Origin of the sequence: Luteibacter flocculans (assembly GCF_023612255.1) — a bacterium.
Lineage (GTDB): Bacteria > Pseudomonadota > Gammaproteobacteria > Xanthomonadales > Rhodanobacteraceae > Luteibacter > Luteibacter flocculans.
The window spans coordinates 3,369,654-3,394,674 of sequence record NZ_CP063231.1 but is presented as its reverse complement, the minus strand read 5'-3'; the positions used below and the strand labels follow the sequence as shown (position 1 = coordinate 3,394,674).

24 protein-coding genes and 1 tRNA gene are annotated in these 25,021 nt (G+C 65.0%); 15 read left to right on the top strand and 10 right to left on the bottom strand.

What is annotated here, in order from left to right:
• Positions 1-20: 20 nt before the first annotated feature.
• The 3 genes from IM816_RS14785 (at position 21) to IM816_RS14775 (ending at position 1,978) form a co-directional block, all read left to right on the top strand.
• Positions 21-854 (top strand): SPOR domain-containing protein, encoded by an 834-nt coding sequence (locus IM816_RS14785; RefSeq protein ID WP_250338658.1) that lies wholly within the window; start codon positions 21-23, stop codon positions 852-854.
• Positions 855-870: 16 nt separating this feature from the next.
• Positions 871-946: transfer RNA gene (locus tag IM816_RS14780), tRNA-Thr, on the top strand.
• Positions 947-1,024: 78 nt separating this feature from the next.
• Complete coding sequence (locus IM816_RS14775) at positions 1,025-1,978, top strand: hypothetical protein (RefSeq protein WP_250338657.1); 954 nt, start codon at positions 1,025-1,027, stop codon at positions 1,976-1,978.
• A 239-nt stretch (positions 1,979-2,217) separates the two neighbouring features.
• Here the strand turns inward: IM816_RS14775 and IM816_RS14770 are convergent, their stop codons facing one another.
• On the bottom strand, positions 2,218-2,445 hold the full coding sequence (locus tag IM816_RS14770) for a hypothetical protein (protein WP_250338656.1): 228 nt from the start codon (positions 2,443-2,445) through the stop codon (positions 2,218-2,220).
• Positions 2,446-2,657: 212 nt separating this feature from the next.
• Positions 2,658-3,554: a LysR family transcriptional regulator gene (locus tag IM816_RS14765; RefSeq protein ID WP_250338655.1), complete on the bottom strand. Its 897-nt coding sequence runs from the start codon at positions 3,552-3,554 to the stop codon at positions 2,658-2,660.
• 201 nt (positions 3,555-3,755) lie between these two features.
• Between IM816_RS14765 and IM816_RS14760 the strand changes: the two genes are divergently transcribed.
• The 5 genes from IM816_RS14760 to IM816_RS14740 all read left to right on the top strand — a co-directional run bounded on the left by IM816_RS14760 (position 3,756) and on the right by IM816_RS14740 (position 8,625).
• Positions 3,756-5,366 (top strand): glucan 1,4-alpha-maltotetraohydrolase domain-containing protein, encoded by a 1,611-nt coding sequence (locus IM816_RS14760; protein WP_250338654.1) that lies wholly within the window; start codon positions 3,756-3,758, stop codon positions 5,364-5,366.
• A 92-nt stretch (positions 5,367-5,458) separates the two neighbouring features.
• Positions 5,459-5,851, top strand: a complete 393-nt coding sequence (locus IM816_RS14755; RefSeq protein ID WP_250338653.1) for a rhodanese-like domain-containing protein — start codon at positions 5,459-5,461, stop codon at positions 5,849-5,851.
• Positions 5,852-5,860: 9 nt separating this feature from the next.
• On the top strand, positions 5,861-6,781 hold the full coding sequence (rocF, locus tag IM816_RS14750) for an arginase (protein ID WP_250338652.1): 921 nt from the start codon (positions 5,861-5,863) through the stop codon (positions 6,779-6,781).
• Between the two features lie 100 nt (positions 6,782-6,881).
• The gene (locus IM816_RS14745; protein ID WP_250338651.1) at positions 6,882-8,297 is read left to right on the top strand and encodes a tryptophan--tRNA ligase; all 1,416 of its coding nucleotides are present in this window, start codon (positions 6,882-6,884) and stop codon (positions 8,295-8,297) included.
• A gap of 1 nt (position 8,298) precedes the next feature.
• On the top strand, positions 8,299-8,625 hold the full coding sequence (locus IM816_RS14740) for a hypothetical protein (RefSeq protein WP_250338650.1): 327 nt from the start codon (positions 8,299-8,301) through the stop codon (positions 8,623-8,625).
• A 33-nt stretch (positions 8,626-8,658) separates the two neighbouring features.
• Here the strand turns inward: IM816_RS14740 and IM816_RS14735 are convergent, their stop codons facing one another.
• From IM816_RS14735 to pdhA, 4 genes are all read right to left on the bottom strand, one after another.
• Positions 8,659-9,123: a YehS family protein gene (locus IM816_RS14735; protein ID WP_072322321.1), complete on the bottom strand. Its 465-nt coding sequence runs from the start codon at positions 9,121-9,123 to the stop codon at positions 8,659-8,661.
• 100 nt (positions 9,124-9,223) lie between these two features.
• Entirely contained in the window at positions 9,224-10,606 is a 1,383-nt protein-coding gene (locus tag IM816_RS14730; RefSeq protein ID WP_250338649.1) for a dihydrolipoamide acetyltransferase family protein, read from the bottom strand.
• Positions 10,607-10,619: 13 nt separating this feature from the next.
• Positions 10,620-11,600: an alpha-ketoacid dehydrogenase subunit beta gene (locus IM816_RS14725; protein ID WP_072321941.1), complete on the bottom strand. Its 981-nt coding sequence runs from the start codon at positions 11,598-11,600 to the stop codon at positions 10,620-10,622.
• 12 nt (positions 11,601-11,612) lie between these two features.
• Positions 11,613-12,689, bottom strand: a complete 1,077-nt coding sequence (gene pdhA, locus IM816_RS14720) for a pyruvate dehydrogenase (acetyl-transferring) E1 component subunit alpha (protein ID WP_072321940.1) — start codon at positions 12,687-12,689, stop codon at positions 11,613-11,615.
• Between the two features lie 229 nt (positions 12,690-12,918).
• Between pdhA and IM816_RS14715 the strand changes: the two genes are divergently transcribed.
• Positions 12,919-13,767, top strand: coding sequence for a tryptophan 2,3-dioxygenase (locus IM816_RS14715; protein WP_250338648.1), 849 nt, complete (start codon positions 12,919-12,921; stop codon positions 13,765-13,767).
• Positions 13,768-13,992: 225 nt separating this feature from the next.
• The gene (locus IM816_RS14710) at positions 13,993-15,498 is read left to right on the top strand and encodes a peptide MFS transporter (RefSeq protein WP_072321938.1); all 1,506 of its coding nucleotides are present in this window, start codon (positions 13,993-13,995) and stop codon (positions 15,496-15,498) included.
• Between the two features lie 276 nt (positions 15,499-15,774).
• Here the strand turns inward: IM816_RS14710 and IM816_RS14705 are convergent, their stop codons facing one another.
• Entirely contained in the window at positions 15,775-16,224 is a 450-nt protein-coding gene (locus IM816_RS14705; protein ID WP_072321937.1) for a MarR family winged helix-turn-helix transcriptional regulator, read from the bottom strand.
• Between the two features lie 113 nt (positions 16,225-16,337).
• Between IM816_RS14705 and hppD the strand changes: the two genes are divergently transcribed.
• The 3 genes from hppD to IM816_RS14690 all read left to right on the top strand — a co-directional run bounded on the left by hppD (position 16,338) and on the right by IM816_RS14690 (position 19,790).
• Positions 16,338-17,402 carry a 4-hydroxyphenylpyruvate dioxygenase gene (gene hppD / locus IM816_RS14700; protein WP_250340779.1) on the top strand — a complete coding sequence of 355 codons (1,065 nt, stop codon included), beginning with the start codon at positions 16,338-16,340 and terminating at the stop codon, positions 17,400-17,402.
• Between the two features lie 82 nt (positions 17,403-17,484).
• Positions 17,485-18,795 carry a homogentisate 1,2-dioxygenase gene (gene hmgA, locus IM816_RS14695; RefSeq protein WP_072321935.1) on the top strand — a complete coding sequence of 437 codons (1,311 nt, stop codon included), beginning with the start codon at positions 17,485-17,487 and terminating at the stop codon, positions 18,793-18,795.
• A 14-nt stretch (positions 18,796-18,809) separates the two neighbouring features.
• Complete coding sequence (locus IM816_RS14690) at positions 18,810-19,790, top strand: fumarylacetoacetate hydrolase family protein (protein WP_250338647.1); 981 nt, start codon at positions 18,810-18,812, stop codon at positions 19,788-19,790.
• A gap of 16 nt (positions 19,791-19,806) precedes the next feature.
• Here IM816_RS14690 and IM816_RS14685 read toward each other — a convergent pair whose 3' ends face one another.
• The 3 genes from IM816_RS14685 to gap all read right to left on the bottom strand — a co-directional run bounded on the left by IM816_RS14685 (position 19,807) and on the right by gap (position 22,409).
• The gene (locus IM816_RS14685; RefSeq protein WP_250338646.1) at positions 19,807-20,694 is read right to left on the bottom strand and encodes a hypothetical protein; all 888 of its coding nucleotides are present in this window, start codon (positions 20,692-20,694) and stop codon (positions 19,807-19,809) included.
• A gap of 64 nt (positions 20,695-20,758) precedes the next feature.
• Positions 20,759-21,310: an SEL1-like repeat protein gene (locus IM816_RS14680; protein WP_250338645.1), complete on the bottom strand. Its 552-nt coding sequence runs from the start codon at positions 21,308-21,310 to the stop codon at positions 20,759-20,761.
• An 82-nt stretch (positions 21,311-21,392) separates the two neighbouring features.
• On the bottom strand, positions 21,393-22,409 hold the full coding sequence (gene gap / locus IM816_RS14675) for a type I glyceraldehyde-3-phosphate dehydrogenase (RefSeq protein WP_072321931.1): 1,017 nt from the start codon (positions 22,407-22,409) through the stop codon (positions 21,393-21,395).
• Positions 22,410-22,583: 174 nt separating this feature from the next.
• Between gap and IM816_RS14670 the strand changes: the two genes are divergently transcribed.
• Complete coding sequence (locus IM816_RS14670; RefSeq protein ID WP_250338644.1) at positions 22,584-23,402, top strand: S1/P1 nuclease; 819 nt, start codon at positions 22,584-22,586, stop codon at positions 23,400-23,402.
• Between the two features lie 35 nt (positions 23,403-23,437).
• Complete coding sequence (gene pyk, locus IM816_RS14665) at positions 23,438-24,907, top strand: pyruvate kinase (protein WP_072321929.1); 1,470 nt, start codon at positions 23,438-23,440, stop codon at positions 24,905-24,907.
• Positions 24,908-25,021 lie beyond the last annotated feature (114 nt).

The window sequence follows — 25,021 nt, the reverse complement described above, 5'->3', positions numbered from 1 at the left end:
ACCGGACTTCCAAGGCCCCCATGCTGCTGCGTTTGCTGTTCGTTCTGCTGATTGCCCTCAACATCGCGGTAGCCGCATGGCTGCTGCTGGGCGATTCCGGTACGCACGCGGTCGATCCCACCGACGGCGGCGTGCCGAAACTGAAACTGCTGACCGAACTGCCCGTGCCGCCAGGCAGCACCGCGTCGCCGGCGCCTGCTGTCACGGCGGCTGTCGCGACCGCCACGTCGGAGGGTAAACCGTCCCCTGCGGCAAGCACGCCCGGTCAGCCGTTCGCGCCGACACCCGCTGCCACGGCTTCCGCTCCCGCAGCCAAGCCGCCAGCGAAGAATATCGCCGCACCGTCGGATCCCCTGGCCGCCGCCACGTCGGCAGCACCCACCAGCGCGCGCCGCAGCTATCGCTGCCTGGCGCTGGGGCCTTTCGCGAATCAGGTCGACCTGCGTGCGGCCCGCAGCGCACTCGCGCCGCGCACTGTGCGCAGCCGGCAGCGCCAGGAACAGACCAGCGAATCGCGCGGCTGGCGCGTGTTCCTCCCTGCGCTGGCGACGCGCGAGCAGGCGCTGGCCCAGGCACGCCGCCTCGACGCCAAGGGCATCAAGGATTACTTCGTGGTCACCGCGCAGGGCGAACTGCAGAACTCGGTCGCGCTCGGCCTCTTCCACGACCCCGCCAATGCGCGCAAACGGCGCGACGAGGTGGTCGCCGCCGGCTTTCCTGCCCGTATGAGCGAACGCACCGAAACCACCCCGGTCTGGTGGCTCGACGTGGTCGTCCCCGATGAAGCCAGCGCCGACATCCGCCGTGGCATCCGCACCCCAGGCATAACGGCGCGAACCACCGGGTGCTTCTGATAAACTCCCCACCTTCGCCGGCATAGCTCAGTTGGTAGAGCAACCGCCTTGTAAGCGGTAGGTCCCCAGTTCGAATCCGGGTGCCGGCACCAGCAACATTATTAGTCTGCGCTTGAGCAATCAGTTGAGCTGCTTGGAGCAGTCAAGAACTAGGCAACGGATGCTCGGGCATGGGACTTCGAATTCGCTTCTTCGCCGGGGTATCCCCCGCGGTCCGCCGGGGATTGAAAAGTGTTGCGTGGGCAATGCTTCTTTCGCTGGGCGCGGTCCTCGTTTGCTACGGGGCTGTTTGGAAACTGTACCCGGAAGCTGCCCACTTCTCGGCGGCTCGAGTCTCATCGTTCGTGGATTCGCTGCTGGCAGGCGTCGTAGGGTTTGCGCTGCTCGGTGCATTCGCCTATCTAGGTTCGTTGCGGAAGCCAGATGAAGATGCGATCGGTGACCGTATCGCTTATTTGTACTCAGCGCGCCTGGAGGACAACGAGGCGACGCGAGACTATCTCACTGAAGAGTTGATGCTTCTCGGTTCCGTGATCCGCAGCGCGGAGTCTCAGTACAGTTTCGTCGAGTTTGACACAGTCAACGGCGTGGTCAGGGTAAACGTACTTATCTCAATGACCATCGTGAACATGATGAAATGGGATGAGTATCGGCAGACGATGCCGGTACGGGTCCTGTTCGATCCGGTGCCCGGTCATTCTTCCCATGTAGGCAACTTGATCCGAGTCGAGACGGTCGCTTGTGACAGCTTCGGTCATCATGGGCCAAAGAAATCCCACCTCGCACATCCCGTGCCACTTGTCGGTGGACATAGGTATGACGGCTCCGTCCAGCTTGAAATCCCGCCGCATGGGGAACTCAGGTATGAGTACGAATACGAAGGATGGGTGAAGGCGGTCGACAACTTCTGGACAGGTACGAATCGATTCGCTGAGAAATTCAGCATTGTTGTGACCAACCTTGTGGGCCAGATCTTGAGTATCGAACCTCATCCCGACCCAAAGCGACCGAAGTTCGTCAACATCACGGGCCAGCACACCTTGGCGTCCGGTGATTCGGCGGAAGTATTTGCCACAGTGAATCTGAAGCCTTCGGTACCAGTCACCTTCCGCGCCAAATTTTGAGCTATAGTCCACCCACACCAGAGGGAGTACGACCATGTTCCGCGACAACGATACGCAGGGCGGCTAGTCAGCTTCCCGCTGAGTTCTCAAAAGCCGGCGATAGCCGGCTTTTTGCTTTATGCGATAAGTATTTGATCTGGCTGAATGATTCTTCTGGCCGGTACGATACCCACCGGTTGTTGCCGTCTCATCGTTGGTGAGATGGCCAGATTCGACAGCATTCCCTTAGGCGTACGCGACTAAAGCCGTTCCCGCGGAAAGTGCCGATCGAGTATCGCCGTGAGATCGCGGTGTTCGACGGGATGTTCGGCGATGCGCTCTTCCACAAGTTCGGCGGCCAGGTCGCGTTCTCCTTCCGTGCACGCGTAACGGTTCGCCCGCAGGTAGAACACGACGAACATCTGCACCTTCCAAGGAAGGCGCTGGAAGGCGCGGGGCGCTGTCTTCAGGTCTGCCGATGTGATCACGTGGCGATTCTCTTTCTTGAAGAGAAGGGAGCAACGCTCGTGCCAACGGTGATGCCATCGCGATAGGGCCGATTCGCAGTGCGCTTCAATGCGAGTCGCAAGAGCTTTCGAGCGGCGACCTTGCGTCCGCGGACATCGCCTGAACGGACACGCGGACGTTTCGCGCCATGCTCGTCGCCATGATCTAGGCAACGAAACGATGCGGGCTTCGATCAGCGAAGCAGTTCGTCCAGTCGTGCGCGCAGGAAGTCCTTGAGTCGCTGCACGGCGGGCGTCAGTTGCGAGCGGTGTGCGCTCACGAGATTCAGCGGCGCGCGTTCGCCCATGCCGGGGAGGAGATCGACCAGGCGTCCGGCGGCGAGATCGCCGACGACGTCGACGTGCGACTTGTACATGATGCCGTGGCCCGCCAGACCCCATCGACGGACGACTTCGGCGTCGTCGCTGATCCGGTTGCCGGTCACCTTCACCGTGTGCGGACCGCGTGGCAGTGCGAAGGTCCAGCGGTCGTGGATCTGGTCGCCCCAGACGAAGCAGAGACAATTGTGATCGCGCAGTTCGTCGGGATGCGTGGGTGCGCCGTGGCGCGCGATGTACTCGGGTGCGGCGCAGAGCACGCGAAGGTTGTCGGGCGCGAGCGGCAAGGCCACGAGGCCGGAATCGTCGAGGGTGCCGTAGCGCACGGCGGCGTCCAGCGGATGCCGATGCAGGTCGGCCGAACGATCGCTGATGCGCAATTGCAGGGAAATGCCCGGGTGTTCGGCTTGAAACGCATCCAGCCAGGGCAGCAGGAGATGGCGCCCCAGGTCGGACGGCACGGCGAGCCGCAACGGTCCCGCGATGTCGCCACGTCCTTCGGCCAAGGCGCGCGAACCGCTCGTGAGCGCGTCGAGCAGCGCCCTCGCATGCGGCAGATAGCGCTCGCCATCGTCGGATAGCCGCATGCTGCGCGTGGAGCGCACGAACAGCCGCGCACCGAGTTCCCGCTCCAGACGTTGCACAGCGTGGCTCACCATGGCGGGCGTGCTATCCGCAAGGCGGGCGGCCGCCGAGAAGCTTCCGGCATCGGCCGCCAGTACGAAAACCTGCACGTCGTCCAGTCGGATCATGGTTCGCGGGTCGTTGAAGTTGGCGGCTATGGTGCCTTGTTCATCTGTCAGGCGATACATCGGCTCGTCGTATTTGTCCTTTGCTATCCGCAGCCCATCGGCTTCCGTGCCGGTTCTGTAGCGCCTACTACATCCTATGGCGGATGGCATGCCGAGTTCTGACGGAGGATGGTCGTTGCCGTGTCCATGGAGGGGCCAGCCATGAAATACCGTACGCTCGGAATCATCATCGCGTTTCAGCTCGCGTGTGCCTCGATGGCGCTGGCGGTCGACCAATCGGGAAAAACGCCCGCAGGTGTGCGCTACCACGGCGGCGACGAAATCCTTCTTCAAGGATTTCATTGGAATTCCGTAAGGTCGCCGGAGCATTGGTATACGGTCATGAAGGAGCGCGCTGCGCGCATTGCGGACGATGGGTTCTCGGCGGTGTGGATGCCGCCGCCGTGGCGGGACACGTCGCATTGGGAAAACAAGGACGCCGGCACGAGTGGCGGTGGAGAAGGCTATTTCTGGCACGACTTCGACAAGAACGGTGGCTACGGCACGGAAGCCGAACTACGCACCGTCGCGGCGGCGCTGAAGGCGGCGAATGTGAAGCCGATCTACGACATCGTGCCGAATCACCATCGTCCCGGGGTGGATGGTGCGGGCGTATCGATACCGAAGGGCGAGAACCGTCTACGCAGCGACTGCGCGACCTGCGACGACGGCGACCCCTTTCTCGACGGCTCCGCCGATCTCAACCTGGCGAACGCGGCGAACCTCGCCCTGTTCGACGGTGAGTTGCGTTCGCTGCGAACTGAGTATGGTGCGGAGGGTTTCCGCTTCGACTTCGTGCGCGGATATGCAGGTAGCCACGTGGACCAGTGGATGCGCGACACCGACGACGCCGGGTTCTGCGTGGGCGAGTACTGGAAGGGTCCCTCGGAGTTCCCCGTAGACGATCCCCGTCACTCGAAATCCTGGCAGGACCTGCTCAAAGCGTGGTCCGACGAATCGCACTGCACGGTGTTCGATTTTGCTCTGAAAGAGCGCATGCAGAACGGAGGGGTGGCCGACTGGCGCTTCGGTCTCAATGGCAATCCGGATCCTCGCTGGCGCGAGGTGGCGGTCACCTTCGTGGACAACCACGACACGGGTCCGTCGCCCGGCCAATACGGTGGTCAGCACCATTGGCCGCTGCGAGCGGACCTGCGACGCATGGCGTATGCCTACATCCTTTCCACGCCAGGTACGCCCACCGTCTATTGGCCCGATATGTATGGTGACGATCCTTCCACACAGCTGCACGATTACCTGCGTCGTCTGATTCGCCTGCGTCGTGACGCCGGAGTGCGTGCGCAATCGGCAGTAACGTTCAAGGTCGGGGACGGCGGCCTGGTGGCGGTCGTCACTGGCGATTCGCAGCGCCTCGTCCTCGCGCTGAATTCAACGCTTCTCGAGCCACGCGATCTCGTAGACGACAGCTTTGTACCGGCGCTGGAGGACGACGGGGGCAAGGTCCGTCTCTGGCACAGCGGTACCGCGTCATCCTTCATCGTGGCGTTTCGTTGCGACAACGGCAACACCGTAGCCGGCGAAAGCGTGTACGCCGTGGGCTCCAGTAAGGAGCTGGGCCAATGGGATCCGGCGCGCGCGGTGAAACTGGAACCCTCGGCCTACCCTACCTGGACCGGCAACATCACGCTGACGGCCGCCTTCGATGTGGAATGGAAATGTCTCGTCCGCAGCGACCAGAAAGCTGTCTGGCAGGCGGGGGCGAATAATCACGTGGTGCCCAACGCGGGGGCGAGCACCAAAGGCACGTTGTGACTGCCCGGAGGCCATCGGCTTCCCCCGTGCTCGAACGAGGGGTCTGTCGCGCTGCAACGTGGCTGTTTCAGGGGGCGGTGTAAACTTCGGACATGATCCCCATTCGCCTGTCCGTGTTGCTCGCCCTCGTGCTGTTGCCTGCCGTCAGTTGGGGCCAGGCGCTGTCGCGTGATGGCCTTGCCGCGCGCATGGCGGCGCACGACCCGCCGGCGCTGCTGGACGTGCGCACCCCCGCCGAATACCGCGATGGGCACATTGCGGGCGCACTCAACGTGCCGGTTGACGAGGTCGCAGCGCGCCACGGTGTGCTGGGCATTCCGCACGATCGCGAACTGGTCGTTTACTGCAAGTCGGGCAAGCGCGCAGCCCGCGCCCGGGACACGCTCCAATCCCTTGGTTACACCCACGTGCGGCTGCTCGAAGGCAGCGCCGATGCCTGGCGTGCCGACGGCCGCACGCTGGTGCACGAACATCCCTCTCCCTGAGTCTTCCCCATGAGTCCAATCACCCGCTCGGTCGCCCTCATCGGCGTCCCTACCGATATCGGCGCCGGTCACCGTGGCAGTTCCATGGGACCCGAGGCGCTGCGCGTGGCCCGGCTGGGCGAACGCCTGGCGAAGCGCGGCATGCACGTGGTCGATCGCGGCAACCTCAGCGGTCCGTTGAACCCGTGGCAGCCGCCGACCGACGGTTACCGTCACCTGCCGGAGGCCGCCCAGTGGAACACCTCGCTGCATGAGGCCGTGCACGCCGAACTGACCGAGGGCCGCCTCCCGATCGTGCTCGGTGGCGATCATTGCCTTGCGATCGGTTCGATCTCGGCGGTGGCGCGGCATTGCCGCGACACCGGGAAGAAGCTCCGCGTGCTCTGGCTCGATGCTCACGCGGACTTCAACACCAGCCAGATCACGCCCTCGGGCAACATCCACGGTATGCCCGTGGCCTGCCTGTGCGGCTACGGCCCCGACGTGCTTACGCATATCGGCGGGACCGTACCGGCCACCACGCCCGACGTGTTCCGCCAGATCGGCATCCGCTCGGTGGACGAGGGCGAAAAGCGCTTCGTCCATGAAGTGGGCGTCGATATCTACGACATGCGCTACATCGATGAGATCGGGATCAAGGCGGCGATGGAAGAGGCGCTGGCTGGCGTGGACGAGACCACCCACCTGCACGTGAGCTTCGACGTCGATTTCCTGGACCCGTCCATCGCCCCCGGTGTGGGCACCACGGTGCGCGGCGGCCCGAACTACCGCGAGGCGCAGCTCGTGATGGAAATGATCGCCGACACGGGCCGGGTGGGGTCGCTGGACATCGTCGAGCTCAATCCCGCCTACGACAAGCGCAACCAGACGGCGAAGCTGGCCGTGGACCTCGTGGAGTCGCTGTTCGGCAAGTCGACCCTGATGCGCTGACGCCCGGCGCGCGGCAACCTGCCGCATGGCCGGGTCGCCGACCGGCGGCCGTGCGGGCTACACTCGGACGGATTTCGTCCGCCCAGGCTTCAGGTCCCCCATGCATACCCGCGTCCTTACCGGCATTACCACCACCGGCACGCCGCACCTCGGCAACTACGTCGGTGCCATCCGGCCCGCCGTCCTGGCGAGCCGCGATCCGAACGTCGACGCGTTCTATTTCATGGCCGACTACCACGCGCTGATCAAGAGCGACGACGCCGATCGCGTGGAGGCCTCCCGTCTGAAGATCGCTGCGACCTGGCTGGCCGCCGGCCTGGACCCGAGCAAAGCCACGTTCTACCGGCAGTCGGATATCCCGGAAGTCCCCGAACTGATGTGGCTGCTGACCTGCGTCACGGGCAAGGGCTTGCTCAACCGCGCCCACGCGTACAAGGCGGCGGTGGATCGCAACCTCGAGAACAAGGAAGACGAGGACGCAGGCGTCACCGCGGGCCTCTACATGTATCCCGTACTGATGGCCGCCGACATCCTCGCCTTCAACGCCAACAAGGTGCCGGTCGGCCGCGACCAGATCCAGCACATCGAGATGGCGCGCGATATCGCCCAGCGGTTCAATCACACCTACGGTCGCGAGTTCTTCGTGATGCCGGAGGCGTTGATCGAAGAGCAGGTGGCCACGTTGCCCGGGCTCGACGGTCGCAAGATGTCCAAGAGCTACGACAACACCATTCCGTTGTTCGAAGGCGGTCCGAAGGGCTTGCGCGACGCGATCATGAAGATCGTGACCGACTCGCGCGCACCGGGCGAGCCGAAGGACACCGAGGACTCCGCGCTGTTCACGATCTTCAAGGCGTTTGCATCGCCTGCGGAAACGGCCGCCTTTGCGGATGCGTTGCACGAGGGTATCGGCTGGGGCGAAGCGAAGCAGGTGTTGTTCGAGCGCATCGAAGCTGAAGTGGCGCCCATGCGCGAGCGCTACGACACGCTGATGGCGCGGCCCGACGACATGGAAGACGTACTGCTGGCCGGCGCGGCCAAGGCGCGCTCGATCGCCGGTCCGTTGCTGGAAACGCTGCGCGATGCCGTCGGCTTGCGCAGTGCGCGACACACGCCCAAGACGTTGGACGAGCCGGCCGAGGTCGCCCCGGTGCCGAAGGTCAAGCCACCGCGCTTCGCGAGCTTCCGCGACACCGACGGCAGCTTCCGTTTCCGTCTCTTCGGTGCGGACGGTGAAGAGTTGCTGCTCTCGGTTCCGTTTGCCGATCCGAAAGCCGCCGGCGTGCTGCGTCAGACGTTATCGACCCTGGGTGGCGCGCACGCCACCATCGTGTCGCAGGGCGACCACGTGGCGCTGCTGCTGGACGGCGTCGTCGCGGCGAATGGCGCGTCCTATCCCGACGAGGTAGCGCGGGCGGCTGGCGTACTGCGCCTGCGCAGTGCGCTCGATGCGCTGGCTGTCGCCACGGCGGAAGAAGCCGCCGCGAAGGCCGCCGCGCCTCGCCAGGGCGCCTGACATGCGTTACCTGGCCCTCATGCTGCTGGCGCCTTGGCTGGTCGTGCTGGGCTGGGCGTACTGGGCGTATCCCAAGTCGTTGCTGCGGAACATGACCCGGCGAGCGTTCGACGTGCTGGCGCTCGTGGCGGCCACGGTGGCCGCCATCCAGTCGGCCCTGCTGGCCTTCGACGCCGTGGAGCTGCCAGTCGCCGATCAGTTCGGGCCGAAGAGCGGCGCCATCTGGCAGCAGGTTGTGCCGGCGCTATACGGCTACGGTGCGTTCCTCGCGGTGCTGCTCATTGCGCTGGTGGTCCGCCAGCTCGTCTGGAAGAAGCGTCCGCTGTAACGGACCGAGCCGCGTGGTGTCGCCGCTACAGCTTCAGCGGCCGCGCAGGCGCTGCGTCAGACCCTTCAGGAAGTTGCGCAGGAACTGATCGCCACAGAGGCGGAAGTTGGTGTGCTTGGGCTGGCGGAAGAGGGCGTTGATCTCGCCACGCGACACGCGGAAGCCGGCCTCGGTCATGATCGCGAGGATGTCGTCTTCCTTGAGTTCGAAGGCGACGCGCAACTTCTTCAGCACCACGTTGTTGTTGACCCGCGTTTCCACGGGACGCGGCGGCTGGCTTTCGTCGCGGCCACGGCGATGGATGATGAGGCCGTCGAGGAAATGCGCCATGGCGGCGTCCGGCATCTCGGCGAAACCGGGTTCGTCTTCCTTGCGAAGCCAAGGCTCGACCTGCTCGCGCGTGGCGGGAAAGCCGGCGAGTTTCATGATGTCGACGACGTGGACGTCGCCAAGATCGAGCATGTAGCGGATGCTGCGGAGGGTGTCGTTATTGAGCATGGTGCACAGGATACCGAGGTGGGAGCCAGCCTGCTGGCGATGGGTGCTCGCGGCAAGCACCCATCGCCAGCAGGCTGGCTCCCACCCGACAGCGAACGACTTAGTTCGGCAGGCCTAGATCGTCGATCATCGCCTTCAGGAAGCGCGCGGCTTCCCCGCCCGTGGCGGCGCGGTGGTCGAAGGTGAGCGACAGCGGCATGCGGCGGTGCACCTCGATGCCACCCATGACCGCCACCACGTCGTGGCTGAGCTTGCCCGCGCCGATGATCGCGACGGTCGGCGGCACGACCACCGGGGTGGCGTAACGGCCGGCGAACATGCCGAAGTTGGACAGGCTGATCGTATAGCCAGCGAGTTCCGACGCCGGGATGCTGCGGTCTTCCACCGACGTGCGCAGACGCTTGATCGCGGCGCGGATGCCGGCGCCGTCGAGCACATCGGCATTGCGCAGGGCCGGCACGAACAGGCCGTCCTCGGTATCCACCGCGATGCCGATATCCACGTGCGGATGCAGCGTGCGGCTGAGGTTCTTTCCGTCGAACCAGGCGTTCAGTGCCGGCACGGTCTTGCAGGCGACCACGATCGCGCGCACGAGGCGGGCGGTGATGTCCTGCTTGCCGATCCAGGCATGGAGGTCTGCATCGTCGACGATGGTGGTCGGGACGACGTTGGCATGTGCCTCGGCCATGACGCGCGCCATGTTGCGACGTACGCCCTTCAACTGCTCGGGCTGGCCCATGGCGTCCTTGCCCGGAGGCGCGGTACGCACGGCCTTGCCCGCCTGCGACACGGCCGTGCGCTGCGGCGCCGGACCCGGTTCGGGCAGGGTGGGGGCGAGGTGCTGCGCAGCGGCGGGACGCGCGGGCGCGCTGCCCAGTGCGGCACTGCCGTTGGCGGCGGCGTTCTTCACGTCGGCCATGGTGATCACGCCGCCCGCGCCGGTCGGCTGCACGCGGGTGAGATCGACCTTGAGCTTCTTGGCGGCGGCGCGGACGGCCGGCACAGCCTTGACGCCACCCGCGCTGCTGACCTGCTCGGTGTGCACGGCGTTGCCGCTGACCATGGCGCCGACGACGGTACCTTCGTCTTCGCGATCGCCGCCGTTACCGGAATCGATCTCGCCGCCATCGTCCGAGGCGATGACCTTGGAGGCGTCGTCCGGCGCCTGGCTACCCACGCCCTTCTTCGGGCCGTGGTGGTGACCGGTCGATTCCGCCTCCGCACGCTGGCGCGCGTTCGGGTCGATTTCGAAGTCGGCGAGGGGGGAGCCGGTCTCGATGATGTCGCCGGCCGCGCCGTGCAACTTCTTCACGGTGCCCGAGTACGGCGACGGCACGTCGACGACGGCCTTCGCGGTTTCCATCGACACCAGCGGGGCGTCGAGCTTGATGGTGTCGCCTTCCTTGACGTGCCACTCGACGACGGTCGCGTCGGGAAGGCCCTCGCCGAGGTCCGGCAGGAAAAAGGTCTTGATGTCGGCCATGTCTATCGATTCCTCAGGAGGCGGCGAGCGTGCGTTCGGCGGCTTCGACGATGCGTTCGACGCTGGGCAGATACTTCATTTCCAGGCGGAACAGCGGAATGTGCGTATCGAAGCCGGTCACGCGTTCCACCGGCGCGAGCAGGCTGTAAAGGCATTCCTCGGACAGGCGAGCGGCGATCTCCGCACCGAAGCCGGCCGTCTTCGGCGCCTCGTGCACGATGACGCAGCGACCGGTCTTGGTCACCGATTCCGCGATGGTGTCGAAGTCGAGCGGCGTGAGCGTCGCTACGTCGATCACCTCGGCGCTGATGCCCTTCGCCGCGAGTTCGTCGGCGGCTTCGAGGCATTCCTTCACCTGCGCGCCCCAGGTCACCAGGGTCACGTCGGTGCCGTCGCGCAGCACGAAGCACACGTCGAGCGGCAGCGCCTCGCCGTCGTCGGGCACTTCTTCCTTGTACTGGCGGTAGATGCGCTTCGGCTCGAAGAAGATCACCGGGTCCGGATCGCGGATGGCGGCGAGCAGCAGGCCGTAGGCACGCGCAGGCGACGACGGCATCACGACGCGCAGGCCGGGGATGTTGGTGAACAGGTGTTCGTTGGCCTCGGAGTGATGCTCCGGTGCGCGAATGCCGCCGCCCCAGGGGGCGCGCCACACGGCCGGCACGGTCATGCGACCGCGCGTACGATTGCGCATGCGCGCAGCATGGCAGGCGATGTGTTCCATCATCGCGTAGATGAAGCCTTCGAACTGCGCCTCGGCTACGGGGCGCATGCCCTGCGCGGCGAGGCCGACGGTGATGCCGGCGATGGTGGTTTCGTCCAGCGGCGTGTCGATGACGCGCTCTTCGCCGAACTGTTCCTGCAGACCCTGGGTGGCGCGGAAGACACCGCCGTTGACGCCAACGTCTTCGCCCAGCACGACGACGCGATCGTCGTTGCGCATTTCGTACGCGAGCGCCTGGGTCACCGCTTCGATGAGAGTGATTTGTGCCATGGGAAGAAGTCCTTACTTGCGATCGAGGGAAGCGGCGAGTTCACGCTGCTTTTCGAGGTCGGCCGGGAGTTCGGCGTACAGGTAGTCGAACATGGCCGTTGCCGGCTGCACCTTCGATTCGAGGTACGCGTTGACCTCGTTGTCCATCCAGTCGTCGCATTCCGCCTTCCAGGCTTCTTCCTTCGCGTCGTCCCACTTGCCCTTCGCTTCGAGCCACTTGCGCAGGCGCGGCACGGGATCGCGCTGCCAGGCGTCCTTCACTTCCTGCTCGCCGCGATAACGGCGTGCATCGTCGGCGGTGGTGTGGTCGCCGAGGCGGTAGGTCACCGCTTCGATCACGCTGCCGCCGTTGCCGGAGCGCGCGCGCTCGAGCGCGTCTTCCATCGCCTTGCGCACGGCGATGATGTCGTTGCCGTCCACCTGGATGCAGTGCAGGCCGGCCGCGATACCCTTCTGGGCCAGCGTGCCGGAACCGCTCTGGATGCGACGCGGCACCGAGATCGCCCACTGGTTGTTGACGATGACCGCGACCAGCGGCAACTGCTGCGCGCCCGCGACGTTGATCGCGCCGTAGAAGTCGCCCTTGGACGAACCACCGTCACCGATCGTGCAGACGGCGACGCGTGGCTCCTTGCGAATCTTGAAGGCCAGCGCGGAACCCGCGGCGTGCAGGCACTGCGTACCGATGGGCACGCACCAGGCGAAGTCGTGCGCGGGTGCGTCGGCGAAGTCATTGCCGCGCTCGTCGCCACCCCAATAGGTGTAGACCTCACGCGGCTTCACCCCGCGGTAGAGCTGCGCGCCGTATTCGCGGTACGACACCGCGAGCGAGTCTTCACGGCGCATCGCGCTGCCGATGCCGACGTGCGCGGCTTCGTGACCCAGGCACGACGCATAGGTGCCCAGCTTGCCGGTGCGCTGGAGCGCGATCGACTTCGCGTCGAACACGCGAGTGGACACCATGAGCTTGTAGAGCTCGACCATGTGGTCGAGGTCTTTGGCGAATTCCGGGAGTTCCTTACCGGTTTCCTTGCCGTCCTGGTCAAGGTATTGCAGGTATTCGATTTCGAACTTGGCGGCGATGGACACGACTCGCTCCCAGGGGAAGGTTAGAAACGACACGCACGAGTGGGGAAGCGGCCAGGCCCATCCAGCGGGGCACGACACGGCTTTTGAGTTCTTGCGAGCCGGACTAGATATCAGGGGTATTATCACCCGGCAAGGTACGGCGCAGCATGACTATCCGTGTCATGGCTTCGGCAATGGCTTTGCGGCGCGGCTTCCAGGCCTTGTCAACCCCTCAATGTGAAAGCGTCCCATGGCCAATCCGCAACGCGACCTCGAACCCGGCATTCAAACCGATCTCGACGGGCGCCTCACGTATGGGGCTTACCTGCAACTCGACCAGGTGCTCTCGGCCCAGCATCCGCGCAGCGAGCCGGCACACCACGACGAGATGCTGTTCATCATCCAGCACCAGACCTCGGAACTGTGGTTGAAGCTGATGATCCACGAGCTCGGCGCAGCGTTGGCCCACCTGCGCGCGGACGATGTGGACGGCACCTTGAAGATCCTTGCCCGGGTCAAGCAAGTGCAGCGACAGCTTTACGAACAGTGGGGCGTGCTGGAAACGCTCACGCCAGCCGAATACCTTCAGTTCCGCGAGGTGCTGGGCCCTTCGTCGGGCTTCCAGTCCCTGCAATACCGCATGGTGGAGTTTCTGCTCGGCAACAAGCACGCGGACATGCTGCGCGTCTTCGAGCACGACCCGGTCGCGCATGAGCGCCTGCGCCAGGTCTTCGAGGCACCCGGGTTGTACGACGAGTTTCTGCGCTATCTCGCCCGGCGCGGCCATCCGGTACCGCCAGAGCTTCTGCAGCGTGACTTCACCCAGCCCTGGCGCAGCCAGCCTGCGCTGCTGCCCGTGTTCAAGCGCATCTACGAGGACACCGCCCAGCATTGGCCGGAATATCACCTCAGCGAGCAACTGGTGGACATCGAGGAGGCGTTCCAGCTCTGGCGGTTCCGCCACATGAAGACCGTGGAACGCATCATCGGCTTCCGCCCCGGCACGGGCGGCTCGTCCGGCGTGGCCTTTCTGCGCAAAGCCTTGGAGCAGAGTTTCTTCCCCGAATTGATCGAAGTAAGGACGATCCTCGGCTCGTAGATAAAGACAGGTGGGAGCCACCCTGGTGGCGATAAGCCAACGAAGCGGTGTAGCCACGAGGCAAGCGCCCATCGCCAGCAGGCTGGCTCCCACCGGCAAGCTCCCACCGGCAAGCTCCCACCTTCAGATTCACATCCGCCATCGGGGCTCCCACGGATGCGCAAGATTTGACGCCTTCGGCCGGTCCGGCTAAACACCTTGCACGAACCGTCTTCAAGGGAAGCCATGACACCGACCGCCCCCGCCACTGCCCGGGCCGTGCCCGACTACCCGCAGACCATGGGTCACCCGCGTCCTTTATGGATGCTGTTCATGACCGAGTTCTGGGAGCGCTTCGCCTTCTACGGCATGCGCTGGGCGCTCACCCTGTACATCGTCGCCGAGTTCTTCAACGGCGATGCCTCCGGCCAGGGCTATGCCAGCCGCACCTACGGTGCATACCTGGCGCTGGTCTATGCCTCCGCGATCTTCGGTGGATGGGTGGCCGACCGCATCCTCGGCTACCAGCGCTCGATTCTGTTGGGCGCTGCCGTGATGGGCGCAGGCCTGTTCATGGTGATGGTGCCGAATCAGCAGGTGTTCCTGGCCGGTCTCGCCACGGTGATCGTGGGCAACGGACTGTTCAAGCCGAACATCTCGTCGCTGGTGGGGCAGATCTATCCGGTCGGGGACGATCGACGCGATCGCGGCTTTACCATCTTCTACATGGGCATCAACCTCGGCGGGTTCCTTGCGCCGCTGTTCACCGGTTGGCTGGCCTCCGTCATCACCGACACGCCGCTGCAGCAGAACTACAAGGTGGTGTTCGCGGCCACCGGCGTCGGCATGGTGATCTGCTTCATCTGGTTCCTGCTGGGCAAGCGTCAATTGAAGGGCGTGGGCGTACCGCCGCCGGAGCGTCACGAAGGTAAGAACCTGCTCGCGGTCATCGGCGGGGTTATCGTCGCCATTCCGCTCGTCTACCTGCTCATGGCGAAGGCGGGCGCGATCTTCATCGCATGGCTGCTCGGCGTGCTGTTCATCGGCGTGGCGGCGATGCTGGTGATCGAGGCGGTGCGCCACGATCGCATTCAGATCCACCGCGTGATTGCGATGCTTCTGCTGTTTACCTTCAACGTGCTGTTCTGGATGTTCTTCGAGCAGGCCGGCAGCTCGTTCAACTTCCTTGCGCAGAACATCGTCGATCGGCAGATGTTCGGCTGGGAATTCCCGACCGGCTGGTTCCAGTCGGTGAATTCCGCGGCGATCCTCGTGTTTGCGCCGATCGTCGCACTTGCCTGGGGCTGGTCCGCACGCTTCCGCAAGGAGCCGTCGATTCCGCGCAAGTTCGGCCTGGGCCTCATCTTCAACGCGCTGGGCTTCCTGGTGCTGATGTATGCGCTGAAGAGCCTCGTCGGCGGTAACGGCCTCATTCCGTTCTGGCCGCTTGCGGCTTGCTATGTGCTGCAGACCATCGGTGAGCTGTGCCTGTCGCCGATCGGGTTGTCGATGGTGACCAAGCTCGCGCCGGTTCGCGTCGTGGGTCTGGCGATGGGCGGCTGGTTCCTTTCCACCGCGATCGGCAACAACCTGTCCGGCCTGCTTGCGGGCCACATCAGCGGCGAGACGGGCATGACGGTCGGCTCGGCGCTGTCCGGGTTCACCTTCAGCTTCGAACTGCTCGTGGGCGCGGGTATCGTGCTGTTCCTGATAGCCCCGCTGATCAACCGGTTGATGCACGGCGTGAAGTAAGCCCGATCGCCAGCAGGCTGGCTCCCACCGGCGGGGTCAGCTTGCTGGCGACTTCATGGCCGCCCGGCAAGGTAGTGGGAGCCAGTTCGCTGGCGATTTCATGTGGGCCGGCAAGGCGGTGGGAGCCGGCCTGCTGGCGATTGCATGGAGGGCTGGCAAGGTGGTGGGAGCCGGCCTGCTGGCGATTTCATGTGGGCCGGCAAGGCGGTGGGAGCCGGCCTGCTGGCGATTGCATGGAGGGCTGGCAAGGTGGTGGGAGCCAGCCTGCTGGCGATCTCATGGCCCCAGCAGCTTGTCCAGGATGCGGTCGAGCTGCACGCGTTCCGCTTCGTCCAGCTTTGCCAGCAGATCGCGCTCGTGGGCTCGTGCCAGGGGCGCCACCTCGTCGTGGATAGCCCAGCCCGCCTCGGACAGTTTCAGCACGGAGCGGCGCTTGTCGCCGCCGTGCGTGCTGCGATCCACTCGTCCCGCTTCGACCAGCCGCGCCACGGCGCGGCTCACCGCCACCTTGTCCATGGCCGTGCGCTCGACCACTTCCCGCGCCGAAACCTCCGGAAAGCGGGCGAGGATCGTCATCACGCGCCATTCCGTCATGCTGAGTTCGAATCGGTCCTGATATTCCGTGGCGATCGACTGGCTGACCGTATTCGACAGGATCGACAGGCGATAGGGCAGGAAGCGCTCCAACTCCAGCGGGGCATGGGCGGGGACGGTGTCGGTGATCATGCTGCGCGAATCCTTGCAAATGGTTACAACTGAAACTATAAGGGGCGGGTAAACGGCGCAAGCCGCCCCCGACCCCAGGAGTATCGCCCATGAGCGCCCAGCCCAATATCGGTATGGAAGTCACCACCTTCGAGAACCCTCAAGGCGTCGATGGCTTCGAATTCGTCGAATTCGCTGCGCCGGATGCGGCTCTCCTGCACAACCTGTTCCCGCGCCTGGGCTTCACGGCCGTGGCGCGGCACAAGACGAAGAAGATCACCCTGTACCGCCAGGGCGACTGCAATTTCCTGGTGAACGAGGAATCCGGTTCCTTCGCCGCGGACTTCGCAGCCAAGCACGGCCCGTCGGCGTGTGGCTTCGCCATCCGTTTCAATCGCCCGGCGACGGACGTGCAGGCGACGGCGCTGTCCAATGGCGCGACGAAGATCGCGCACAAGCCCGAAACGCTGGCCCTGCAGGTGCCGACGATCGAAGGCATCGGTGGCGCGGCGCTTTATCTGATCGACACTTATGGCGCCAAGGGCGAGGCGTACGAGGCCGAGTTCGAGTGGCTGCCGGGCGTGGATCGTCGTCCCAAGGGCTTCGGGCTGACCTTCATCGACCACCTCACGCACAACCTCGAGTTCGGCAACATGGAGAAGTGGTCGGAGTACTACGAGCGCCTCTTCAATTTCCGCGAGATCCGCTACTTCGACATCAAGGGCGCGAAGACGGGCCTGGTTTCCAAGGCCATGACCGCACCGGACGGCCTCGTGCGCATTCCGCTCAATGAGTCGTCGGATGAGAAGTCGCAGATCAACGAGTATCTCCGCGAGTACAAGGGCGAGGGCATCCAGCACATCGCGCTGTTCACCGACAATATCTACGACTCGGTGGAAGCCATGCGCGCGCAGAACGTCGCGTTTCTCGACACGCCGGATACCTATTACGAAGTGATCGACGAGCGCGTGCCGAACCATGGCGAGGACGTGCCGCGCCTGCGCGAGAACAAGCTGCTGATCGACGCGGACGACGAAACCAAGACGAAGCTGCTGCTGCAGATCTTCACCCAGAACAACGTCGGCCCGATCTTCTTCGAGATCATCCAGCGCAAGGGCAATGAAGGCTTCGGCAACGGCAACTTCAAGGCCCTGTTCGAGTCCATCGAACGCGATCAGATGCGCCGCGGCGTGCTCTGACCGTACCGGCAACGCTAGGATAAGCGCGGCGCGGACCCACGAAGGGCCGCGCCGCGATGCGTTCATCTCAAGGATCACCCCGATGAGCCACACCGACGATACCCGTGGTTACCAGAGCGGCTTCGGTAACGAGTTCGCCACCGAGGCGGTAGCAGGCGTGCTGCCGACCGGCCAGAATTCGCCGCAGCGCGTCGCGAAGGGTCTTTACGCCGAGCAGCTGTCCGGCAGCGCGTTTACTGCGCCGCGCCACCGCAATCGGCGCAGTTGGCTGTACCGCATCCGACCCGCAGCACAGCATTCGCCGTTTACCGAACTGGCGCCGGGCACATTCCACAATCGCTTCGACGAAGCGCCCGCCACACCCAACCAGTTGCGCTGGGATCCGCTCGCGATGCCGGTGCAGCCGGTCGATTTCCTCGATGGTCTGTTCACCATGGCAGGCAATGGCGGCGCGGCAGAACAGGCCGGTGTCGGTATCCATCTGTACGCCGCCAACCGCTCGATGAGCGGGCGTTATTTCTACGATGCCGACGGCGAGCTATTGATCGTGCCGCAACAGGGGCGGCTGCGGATTCGCACCGAACTCGGCGTGCTCGACGTCGAGCCGCTGGAAATCGCGGTCGTGCCGCGCGGTATCCGGTTCCTCGTGGAGCTGCCGGACGGGCACGCACGCGGTTACGTGGCAGAGAATTTCGGTGCGCCGCTGTATCTGCCCGACCTCGGTCCCATCGGCGCGAACGGGCTTGCTCACCCGCGCGACTTCCTCACGCCCGTGGCGGCGTACGAAGACCTCGATGGCGATTTCGCTCTGGTGGCGAAGTTTCAGGGCGAGCTATGGCAGGCGACGATCGATCATTCGCCGCTCGATGTCGTTGCTTGGCATGGCAACTACGCGCCGTACAAATACGACCTGCGCCGCTTCAACACGATCGGTTCGATCGCCGTGGACCATCCGGACCCGTCGATCTTCACCGTGCTGACCTCGGCGAGCGATACGCCCGGCGTGGCGAACATGGACTTCGTGATCTTCCCGCCGCGCTGGCTGGTGGCGGAGCACACGTTCCGGCCGCCGTATTTCCATCGCAACGTCGCCAGCGAATTCATGGGGCTGATCGACGGCGCGTACGATGCCAAGGCCGGTGGCTTCGTGCCGGGCGGATCGAGCCTGCACAACTGCATGAGCGGGCACGGTCCGGATGCGGCCAGCTTCGAGAAGGCGTCCGGCGCCGACACCTCGCATCCCGACCACATCGTAGGCACCATGGCCTTCATGTTCGAGACGCGCAAGGTGATCCGACCGGTGCGGCAGGCACTCGCTTCGCCGGGCCTGCAAGGCGATTACTACGAGTGCTGGCGCGATCTCGCGAAACACTTCGATCCGTCAGCCGACTGACGAAAAGGAACTGCATGAAACTCGCTTCGCTGAAGGAGGGCGGCCGCGACGGCACGCTCATCGTCGTCAACCGCGATCTCACGCGCGCCGTGAAGGCGGGCGACATCGCGCCGACGCTGCAGGCGGCCTTGGACGACTGGCGTTCGGTGGCCCCGCGACTCAACGCCTTGTCGGAAGACCTGGCCGAGGGCAGGGCAGAAGGCGCCTTCGACCTCGACGTGACCAAACTCGCCGCGCCGCTGCCGCGTGCGTACGAATTCGTGGACGGCAGTGCGTATCTTCCGCACGTCGAACGCGTGCGCCGTGCGCGTGGCGCAGAGGTGCCGGCGTCGTTCTACACCGACCCGCTGATGTACCAGGCGACGAGCGCAGGTTTCCTCGGGCCGCGCGACCCGGTCGTGGTGTCGAGCGAAGCGTTCGGCATCGACCTGGAAGCCGAAGTGCTCGTCGTCACCGATGACGTCCCCATGGGCGTCACGCCGGCGCAGGCCGCTGAGCACATCCAGCTCGTGGGTCTGGTCAACGACGTCTCGCTGCGCGGCCTCATCCCCGCCGAACTGGCGAAGGGCTTCGGTTTCCTGCAGTCGAAGCCGCGCTCGGCGTTGTCACCGGTCTTCGTTACGCCCGACGAACTCGGCGATGCGTGGCGCGACGAGAAACTGCACCTGCCGATGCGCACATGGATCAATGGCAAGTGGTTCGGCGAAGCCGAGTGCGGCGTGGACATGCAGTTCGACTTCGCGCAGCTCGTGGCCCACGTTGCCAAGACCCGCCCGCTCACGGCGGGCACGCTGGTGGGCTCCGGCACGATCGCCAACGAGGACACCTCCAAGGGCGCCTCCTGCCTCGCCGAGCAACGCACCGTGGAAACCTTGCGCGACGGCAAGGCGTCTACGCCGTTCCTTTCGTTCGGCGACACCGTGCGCATCGACGTTACGGATGCGAGCGGTGCGTCGATCTTCGGCGCGATCGAACAGGCGATCGTGCAGGGCTGACCGACGCTGACGGTCCCTATTGCAGGTGAACCGTCTTGCGCAGGCTTCCCATGCTTACCGGCACCAGGGCATAGCGCATGTCCTGGTCGCCCGCGGGAGCTTCGCTCCAGCGGATCTGCGGCACTACCCGTCCGATGCGTAGGCCGCTGCCAGGATCAGGATAGGCGTCGATCATCCAACTGCGTCGCGCGCGCCCATCGGGGCCGATCTCCACGAAATACTGCGCATACGCGCCCTGATTCAGCTCGGTCGGCGAAGCGTTCCTGACATGCTGCTGTGGCGGAATCTTCGGTGTGCCCAGGCGGCCAGCGTTCTTTGTGGAAGCAGGCTGCGCGGCTATTTGCCTGTCCAATGCCGCCACGCGCGCATCGACCTCGGTTTGCAGCGCGTTCGCATCGTAAGAACTCACGGCGTCCATCGCGCGCTTCAACAGCATCGTGTAATAGCCGGCACCTACCAACGAGTCGCCGTCATCGTCGCGGTTAGTCAGCCGGCGATAGAACACGCCTTCCACTTGTGTCCAGACCAGCGCTTCGTGCGCGTGGCCGTCGGCCAGTTCGAGTTCCGCGAGCTTGAGCATGGCGCTGGTGCGCCCGTGTCCGGCTGCGGCCGTAAGGAGGTCGCGTGCCCGGTCGTGATCTTCCGCAAACACGTGCGCAGGATGTCGTGGGCCCCAGCGGTAGAGCGATCCGGCGATTTCCTGGCTGACTGCGTTGCCCGCCACGGCGGAACAGAGCAGCAGCTTGCCGAGCCGTTCGCGCCCGGCATCCGGCGTGGCGGCATCCAGTAGCCCGCGACCGATCAGTTCTCCCGTGCGAGGGAGAGTCGTGGGGCAATCGGCGGCGAGAACCCCGATAGGGGCGGCGAGCAGCAGGCAAACGATCGCGATCGAGCGTCTGAACATTCGAGTCATCCGGAGACGAAGAAGGCCCGCACGTGCGGGCCTTCATGATGCCAGTGTCGCTCGTCTACGACGATGGCGTGATGTCGGTCAGCATCGCCTCGCGGATGGTTTGCACCTTCAGTGCCACATCCCGATCGAGTCGCTGGTCGGGGGACACGCCTGCTTCGATCCGGCGCTGCAGCGTGTTCGCGGGTGAGTGGCCGGACCCGTGCAGTTCGTGCTCCACGCGCGTCCACAGTGCGGCCTCGTAGGCGTGGCCGTCGAGCAGTTCCAGCTCCGCCAGTACGTGCATCGCATGGCGCCGTCCGCGGTTGGCTGCCGCAGTCAGCAGACGGCGGGCGCGGGAGAGATCGCGGGGTAGCACGTTGCCGTGCCTTGCGGGTCCGGCGTAGTAAAGGAGACCTGCCACTTCCTGGCTTTCCACGTTACCTGCCAGGGCGGAGCAGAGCAGCTTGTCGGTCAGCTCGCGGCGTCGTTCGATCGGAACGGAAGGCGCTCCCAGTCCCTGAGAGATGATTTCCGCGGTGGTGGGGCTGGACGACGTGCATGGTGTTGCCATGGCGGGCAAGGGCAGAAGAAGCCAGAGCCATGCGGCGGAAGAAAGGCGATGACGCATGAAGGGTTCTCCGAGCAAACAAAAAGGGGCCCGCATCGCTGCGGGCCCCCCGAGGCCGTACCTATTCGGTTGTAAGCGCGGCTTACTTGGCGCTCATGAGCGCCTTGGCCATGTCGAGCATGCGGTTCGAGAAGCCCCACTCGTTGTCGTACCACGACAGCACCTTCACCAGCGTGCCTTCCATGACGCGCGTCTGCGTGGCGTCGTAGATCGACGAGTGCGGGTTGTGGTTGAAGTCGATCGACACCAGCGGCTGCGTGTTGACCGAGAGGATGCCCTTGAGCGCGCCGTTGGCGGCTTCGTTGATGGCCGCGTCGATTTCTTCCTTCGTGGTCGCGCGTGCGGCCGTGAAGGTGAGATCGACCACCGAGACGTTGATCGTCGGCACGCGCATGGCGAAGCCGTCGAGCTTGCCGTTGAGCTCCGGCAGCACGAGACCGACCGCAGCGGCAGCGCCGGTCTTGGTCGGGATCTGGCTGTGCGTAGCGCTACGGGCGCGGCGCAGGTCCGAGTGGTAGACGTCGGTCAGCACCTGGTCGTTGGTGTACGCGTGAATCGTGGTCATCAGACCGTGCACGATACCGATCTTCTCGTGCAGGACCTTGGCCAGCGGCGCGAGGCAGTTGGTGGTGCACGACGCGTTCGAGATCACCTGGTGCTGGGCGGTCAGCTTGTCGTGGTTGACGCCCATGACGAAGGTACCGTCCACGTCCTTGTCGCCAGGCGCCGAGATGATGACCTTCTTGGCGCCACCGGCAATGTGCGCACTGGCCTTGGCCTTGGAGGTGAAGAAGCCGGTGGACTCCATGACGACGTCGACGTCGTGCTCGCCCCACGGCAGCTTGGACGGATCGCGCTCGGCAAAGACCTTGATGCGATCGCCGTTGACGATCAGATCGCCACCGTCGACCGAGACGTCACCGGGGAAACGGCCGTGCGCCGTGTCGTACTGGGTGAGGTGGGCGTTGGTCTCGGCGTTGCCGAGGTCGTTGACGGCGACAATCTGGATATCCTGGCCGTTCTTCTTCGACTCGTAGAGCGAACGCAGGATGTTGCGACCGATGCGACCGTAACCGTTGATGGCGACCTTGATGGTCATTGCTAGCCTCCGGAAGGATGGGCGGACGAGAAGGGGAGCGGGTGGCACAGACGCCCATGGTAGCGGAACGTCGCGGGGCCGGGCTTGCTGCGCCGCCGCGAGATGTCATCCGTGTCTCAGTCAGGCTGTGGCACACTTGGCCGTTCGTCCGGCCCGGAAACGTTTACCGTCCCCATGAATCCCGCCCTGAAGCGCCGCAGCATCGCCGTCCTGCTGTTTCTCATCGCTCCTTTCGCTGCCACCGTCCATGCCTGGGGCGATCTCGGTCACCGGATCGTGGCCGAACTGGCCTGGAGGCAACTGGACCCGGCCGCGCGCGCCGAGGTCAGTCGCCTGCTGAAGGCCGACGGTGACGACTCCCTTCCCGATATCGCGAGCTGGCCGGATCGCCTGCGCGACATGCCTGGCAAGGAAGACCTCGGCAAGGCGACCGGGCCGCTGCATTACGTCGATATCCGCGACGACAAGTGCCACTACGTGCCGCCGCGTGACTGCGCCGATGGCCGCTGCGTGGTCGGCGGGCTGGAGAAGTACGTCGCCGTGCTCGGCGACCGGCATCGCTCCGATGCCGAGCGTGCGGAGGCCCTGAAATTCGTGGTTCATTTCGTGGGCGACGTGCATCAGCCGCTGCACGCGGGTAACCGCGACGACAAGGGCGGCAACGAGTACCAGGTGCAGTTCGATGGCAAGGGCACGAACCTGCATCGTGTGTGGGACTCGCAGATGCTCTACACCCGCGATCTCAAGTGGCAAGCCTACGCAGATCGACTCGCGGCCGAGGGCCCCGTGAAGCTGCCGCGCACGAACGCTTCCGAGTCGCCCTATGCGCAGTGGGCAGAAGAGTCCTGCGACATCGTGGCAACGAACGGTTTCTACCCCGCCACCCACCGCATCGACGACGCCTATGTGGCGAAGCAACTGCCGGTGGCCGAGACGCGGCTGCGCGAGGCCGCAAAGCGTCTCGCCGATCTATTGAACAAGACGCTGGACTGACCCGCGCCTTCGCATTCACGACAAGGTAATTATCGATGACCGATATCCAGGTACGCCGCACCAAGATCGTCGCCACCCTCGGCCCTGCCACCGATGCGCCGGGCATGCTCGAAAAGATTCTCGAGGAGGGCGTGGATATCGTTCGCCTCAACCTGTCGCACGGCAAGCCGGACGATCACCGCGCGCGCGCCAACGCGGTGCGCGCCGCGGCAGATGCCGTGGGTCGCGAAGTCGGCATCCTCGCCGACCTGCAGGGCCCGAAGATCCGCATCGAGAAGTTTGCCGGCGGTCCGGTCGACCTCATGACCGGTGACGACTTCGTGCTCGATTGCCGGCCCGACGCCCCTCCGGGCGACCAGCATCGCGTGGGTGTCAGCTACTACGACCTGCCAAAGGACGTGAAGGCCGGCGACATCCTGCTGCTGGATGATGGCCTCGTCGCCATGGCGGTGGTCGAAGTGGTGGGCAGCGAGATCCGTTGCCGGGTCGCGATCGGTGGCCGTCTGTCGGACCGCAAGGGCCTCAACCGCCAGGGTGGCGGCCTCAGCGTGGCCGCGCTCTCCGACAAGGACCGCAGCGACATCAAGCTCGCCGCCGAGATGGGCGCGGATTTCCTTGCCGTGTCGTTCGTCCGTTCGGCCGAAGACCTGCACGAGGCGCGCCGCCTCCTGCGCGAAGCGGGCGGCGACGCCGCCATCGTCTCCAAGATCGAGCGTGCCGATGCGATTCCTGTGCTCGGCGAGATCATCGACGCGTCGGACGTGGTGATGGTAGCCCGCGGCGATCTCGGCGTGGAGATCGGCGATGCCGAGCTTCCGGGCCTGCAGAAGAAGATCATTCGCGAATCGGTCATGCGCAACCGCTCGGTGATCACGGCGACGCAGATGCTGCAGTCGATGGTGTCGGCCCCCATTCCCACTCGCGCCGAAGTGCTCGACGTCGCCAATGCGGTGATCGACGGCACCGACGCCGTGATGCTTTCGCAGGAAAGTGCAGCCGGCGCGCATCCGGACAAGGCGGTGGCGGCCATGCGCCGTATCTGCCTCGGTGCCGAGCGCCAGTTCGAGCCGCGCGACGACCTGCGTCCGGGCACCCACTCGCTCGATCGCTCCGATCAGGCCATTGCGCTCGCGGCGATGCTGCTGGCGGCTCAGGTCGGCGTGCGCGCCATCGTCGCCCTGACCGAATCCGGCGCCACCGCGCAGTGGCTCTCGCGCTACCGTTTCGCCGTGCCGATCTACGCGATGTCGCCGTCGGACGTGGCACGCCGCCGCATGCTGGTGCTGCGCGACGTGCAGCCCGTGGACTTTGCCCAGAACAACCTCGATCCGGCGCACACGGCCCGCGCCGCGCTCCAGCACCTGTTCGCGCTGGGCAAGTTGACCAAGGGCGACCGCGTGATCCTTACCCACGGCGACCACATCGGCCGGGGCGGCGGTACCAACACGCTGAAGCTGCTGGTGATCGGCGACGACGGCATCGCGGACAGCCTGCGCGATCTTTAAAGCGCCTTGTGTGGCGGCTCCTGCGATTCGTCAGGCGCCGCCACACAGCAATGGCAGGATTTCACACGCACCGCATCCCCGGGCGGGGGTAAACTCGGCGTCCTGGTCATTCAA

What these genes read in the sequence shown, in the direction of transcription:
- IM816_RS14785 (WP_250338658.1), top strand. Translation starts at nt 21, where the DNA reads ATGCTGCTGCGTTTGCTGTTCGTTCTGCTGATTGCCCTCAACATCGCG.
- IM816_RS14775 (WP_250338657.1), top strand. Translation starts at nt 1,025, where the DNA reads ATGGGACTTCGAATTCGCTTCTTCGCCGGGGTATCCCCCGCGGTCCGC.
- IM816_RS14765 (WP_250338655.1), bottom strand. Translation starts at nt 3,554, where the DNA reads ATGATCCGACTGGACGACGTGCAGGTTTTCGTACTGGCGGCCGATGCC.
- IM816_RS14760 (WP_250338654.1), top strand. Translation starts at nt 3,756, where the DNA reads ATGAAATACCGTACGCTCGGAATCATCATCGCGTTTCAGCTCGCGTGT.
- IM816_RS14755 (WP_250338653.1), top strand. Translation starts at nt 5,459, where the DNA reads ATGATCCCCATTCGCCTGTCCGTGTTGCTCGCCCTCGTGCTGTTGCCT.
- rocF (WP_250338652.1), top strand. Translation starts at nt 5,861, where the DNA reads ATGAGTCCAATCACCCGCTCGGTCGCCCTCATCGGCGTCCCTACCGAT.
- IM816_RS14745 (WP_250338651.1), top strand. Translation starts at nt 6,882, where the DNA reads ATGCATACCCGCGTCCTTACCGGCATTACCACCACCGGCACGCCGCAC.
- IM816_RS14740 (WP_250338650.1), top strand. Translation starts at nt 8,299, where the DNA reads ATGCGTTACCTGGCCCTCATGCTGCTGGCGCCTTGGCTGGTCGTGCTG.
- IM816_RS14735 (WP_072322321.1), bottom strand. Translation starts at nt 9,123, where the DNA reads ATGCTCAATAACGACACCCTCCGCAGCATCCGCTACATGCTCGATCTT.
- IM816_RS14730 (WP_250338649.1), bottom strand. Translation starts at nt 10,606, where the DNA reads ATGGCCGACATCAAGACCTTTTTCCTGCCGGACCTCGGCGAGGGCCTT.
- IM816_RS14725 (WP_072321941.1), bottom strand. Translation starts at nt 11,600, where the DNA reads ATGGCACAAATCACTCTCATCGAAGCGGTGACCCAGGCGCTCGCGTAC.
- IM816_RS14715 (WP_250338648.1), top strand. Translation starts at nt 12,919, where the DNA reads ATGGCCAATCCGCAACGCGACCTCGAACCCGGCATTCAAACCGATCTC.
- IM816_RS14710 (WP_072321938.1), top strand. Translation starts at nt 13,993, where the DNA reads ATGACACCGACCGCCCCCGCCACTGCCCGGGCCGTGCCCGACTACCCG.
- IM816_RS14705 (WP_072321937.1), bottom strand. Translation starts at nt 16,224, where the DNA reads ATGATCACCGACACCGTCCCCGCCCATGCCCCGCTGGAGTTGGAGCGC.
- hppD (WP_250340779.1), top strand. Translation starts at nt 16,338, where the DNA reads ATGGAAGTCACCACCTTCGAGAACCCTCAAGGCGTCGATGGCTTCGAA.
- hmgA (WP_072321935.1), top strand. Translation starts at nt 17,485, where the DNA reads ATGAGCCACACCGACGATACCCGTGGTTACCAGAGCGGCTTCGGTAAC.
- IM816_RS14690 (WP_250338647.1), top strand. Translation starts at nt 18,810, where the DNA reads ATGAAACTCGCTTCGCTGAAGGAGGGCGGCCGCGACGGCACGCTCATC.
- IM816_RS14685 (WP_250338646.1), bottom strand. Translation starts at nt 20,694, where the DNA reads ATGTTCAGACGCTCGATCGCGATCGTTTGCCTGCTGCTCGCCGCCCCT.
- IM816_RS14680 (WP_250338645.1), bottom strand. Translation starts at nt 21,310, where the DNA reads ATGCGTCATCGCCTTTCTTCCGCCGCATGGCTCTGGCTTCTTCTGCCC.
- gap (WP_072321931.1), bottom strand. Translation starts at nt 22,409, where the DNA reads ATGACCATCAAGGTCGCCATCAACGGTTACGGTCGCATCGGTCGCAAC.
- IM816_RS14670 (WP_250338644.1), top strand. Translation starts at nt 22,584, where the DNA reads ATGAATCCCGCCCTGAAGCGCCGCAGCATCGCCGTCCTGCTGTTTCTC.
- pyk (WP_072321929.1), top strand. Translation starts at nt 23,438, where the DNA reads ATGACCGATATCCAGGTACGCCGCACCAAGATCGTCGCCACCCTCGGC.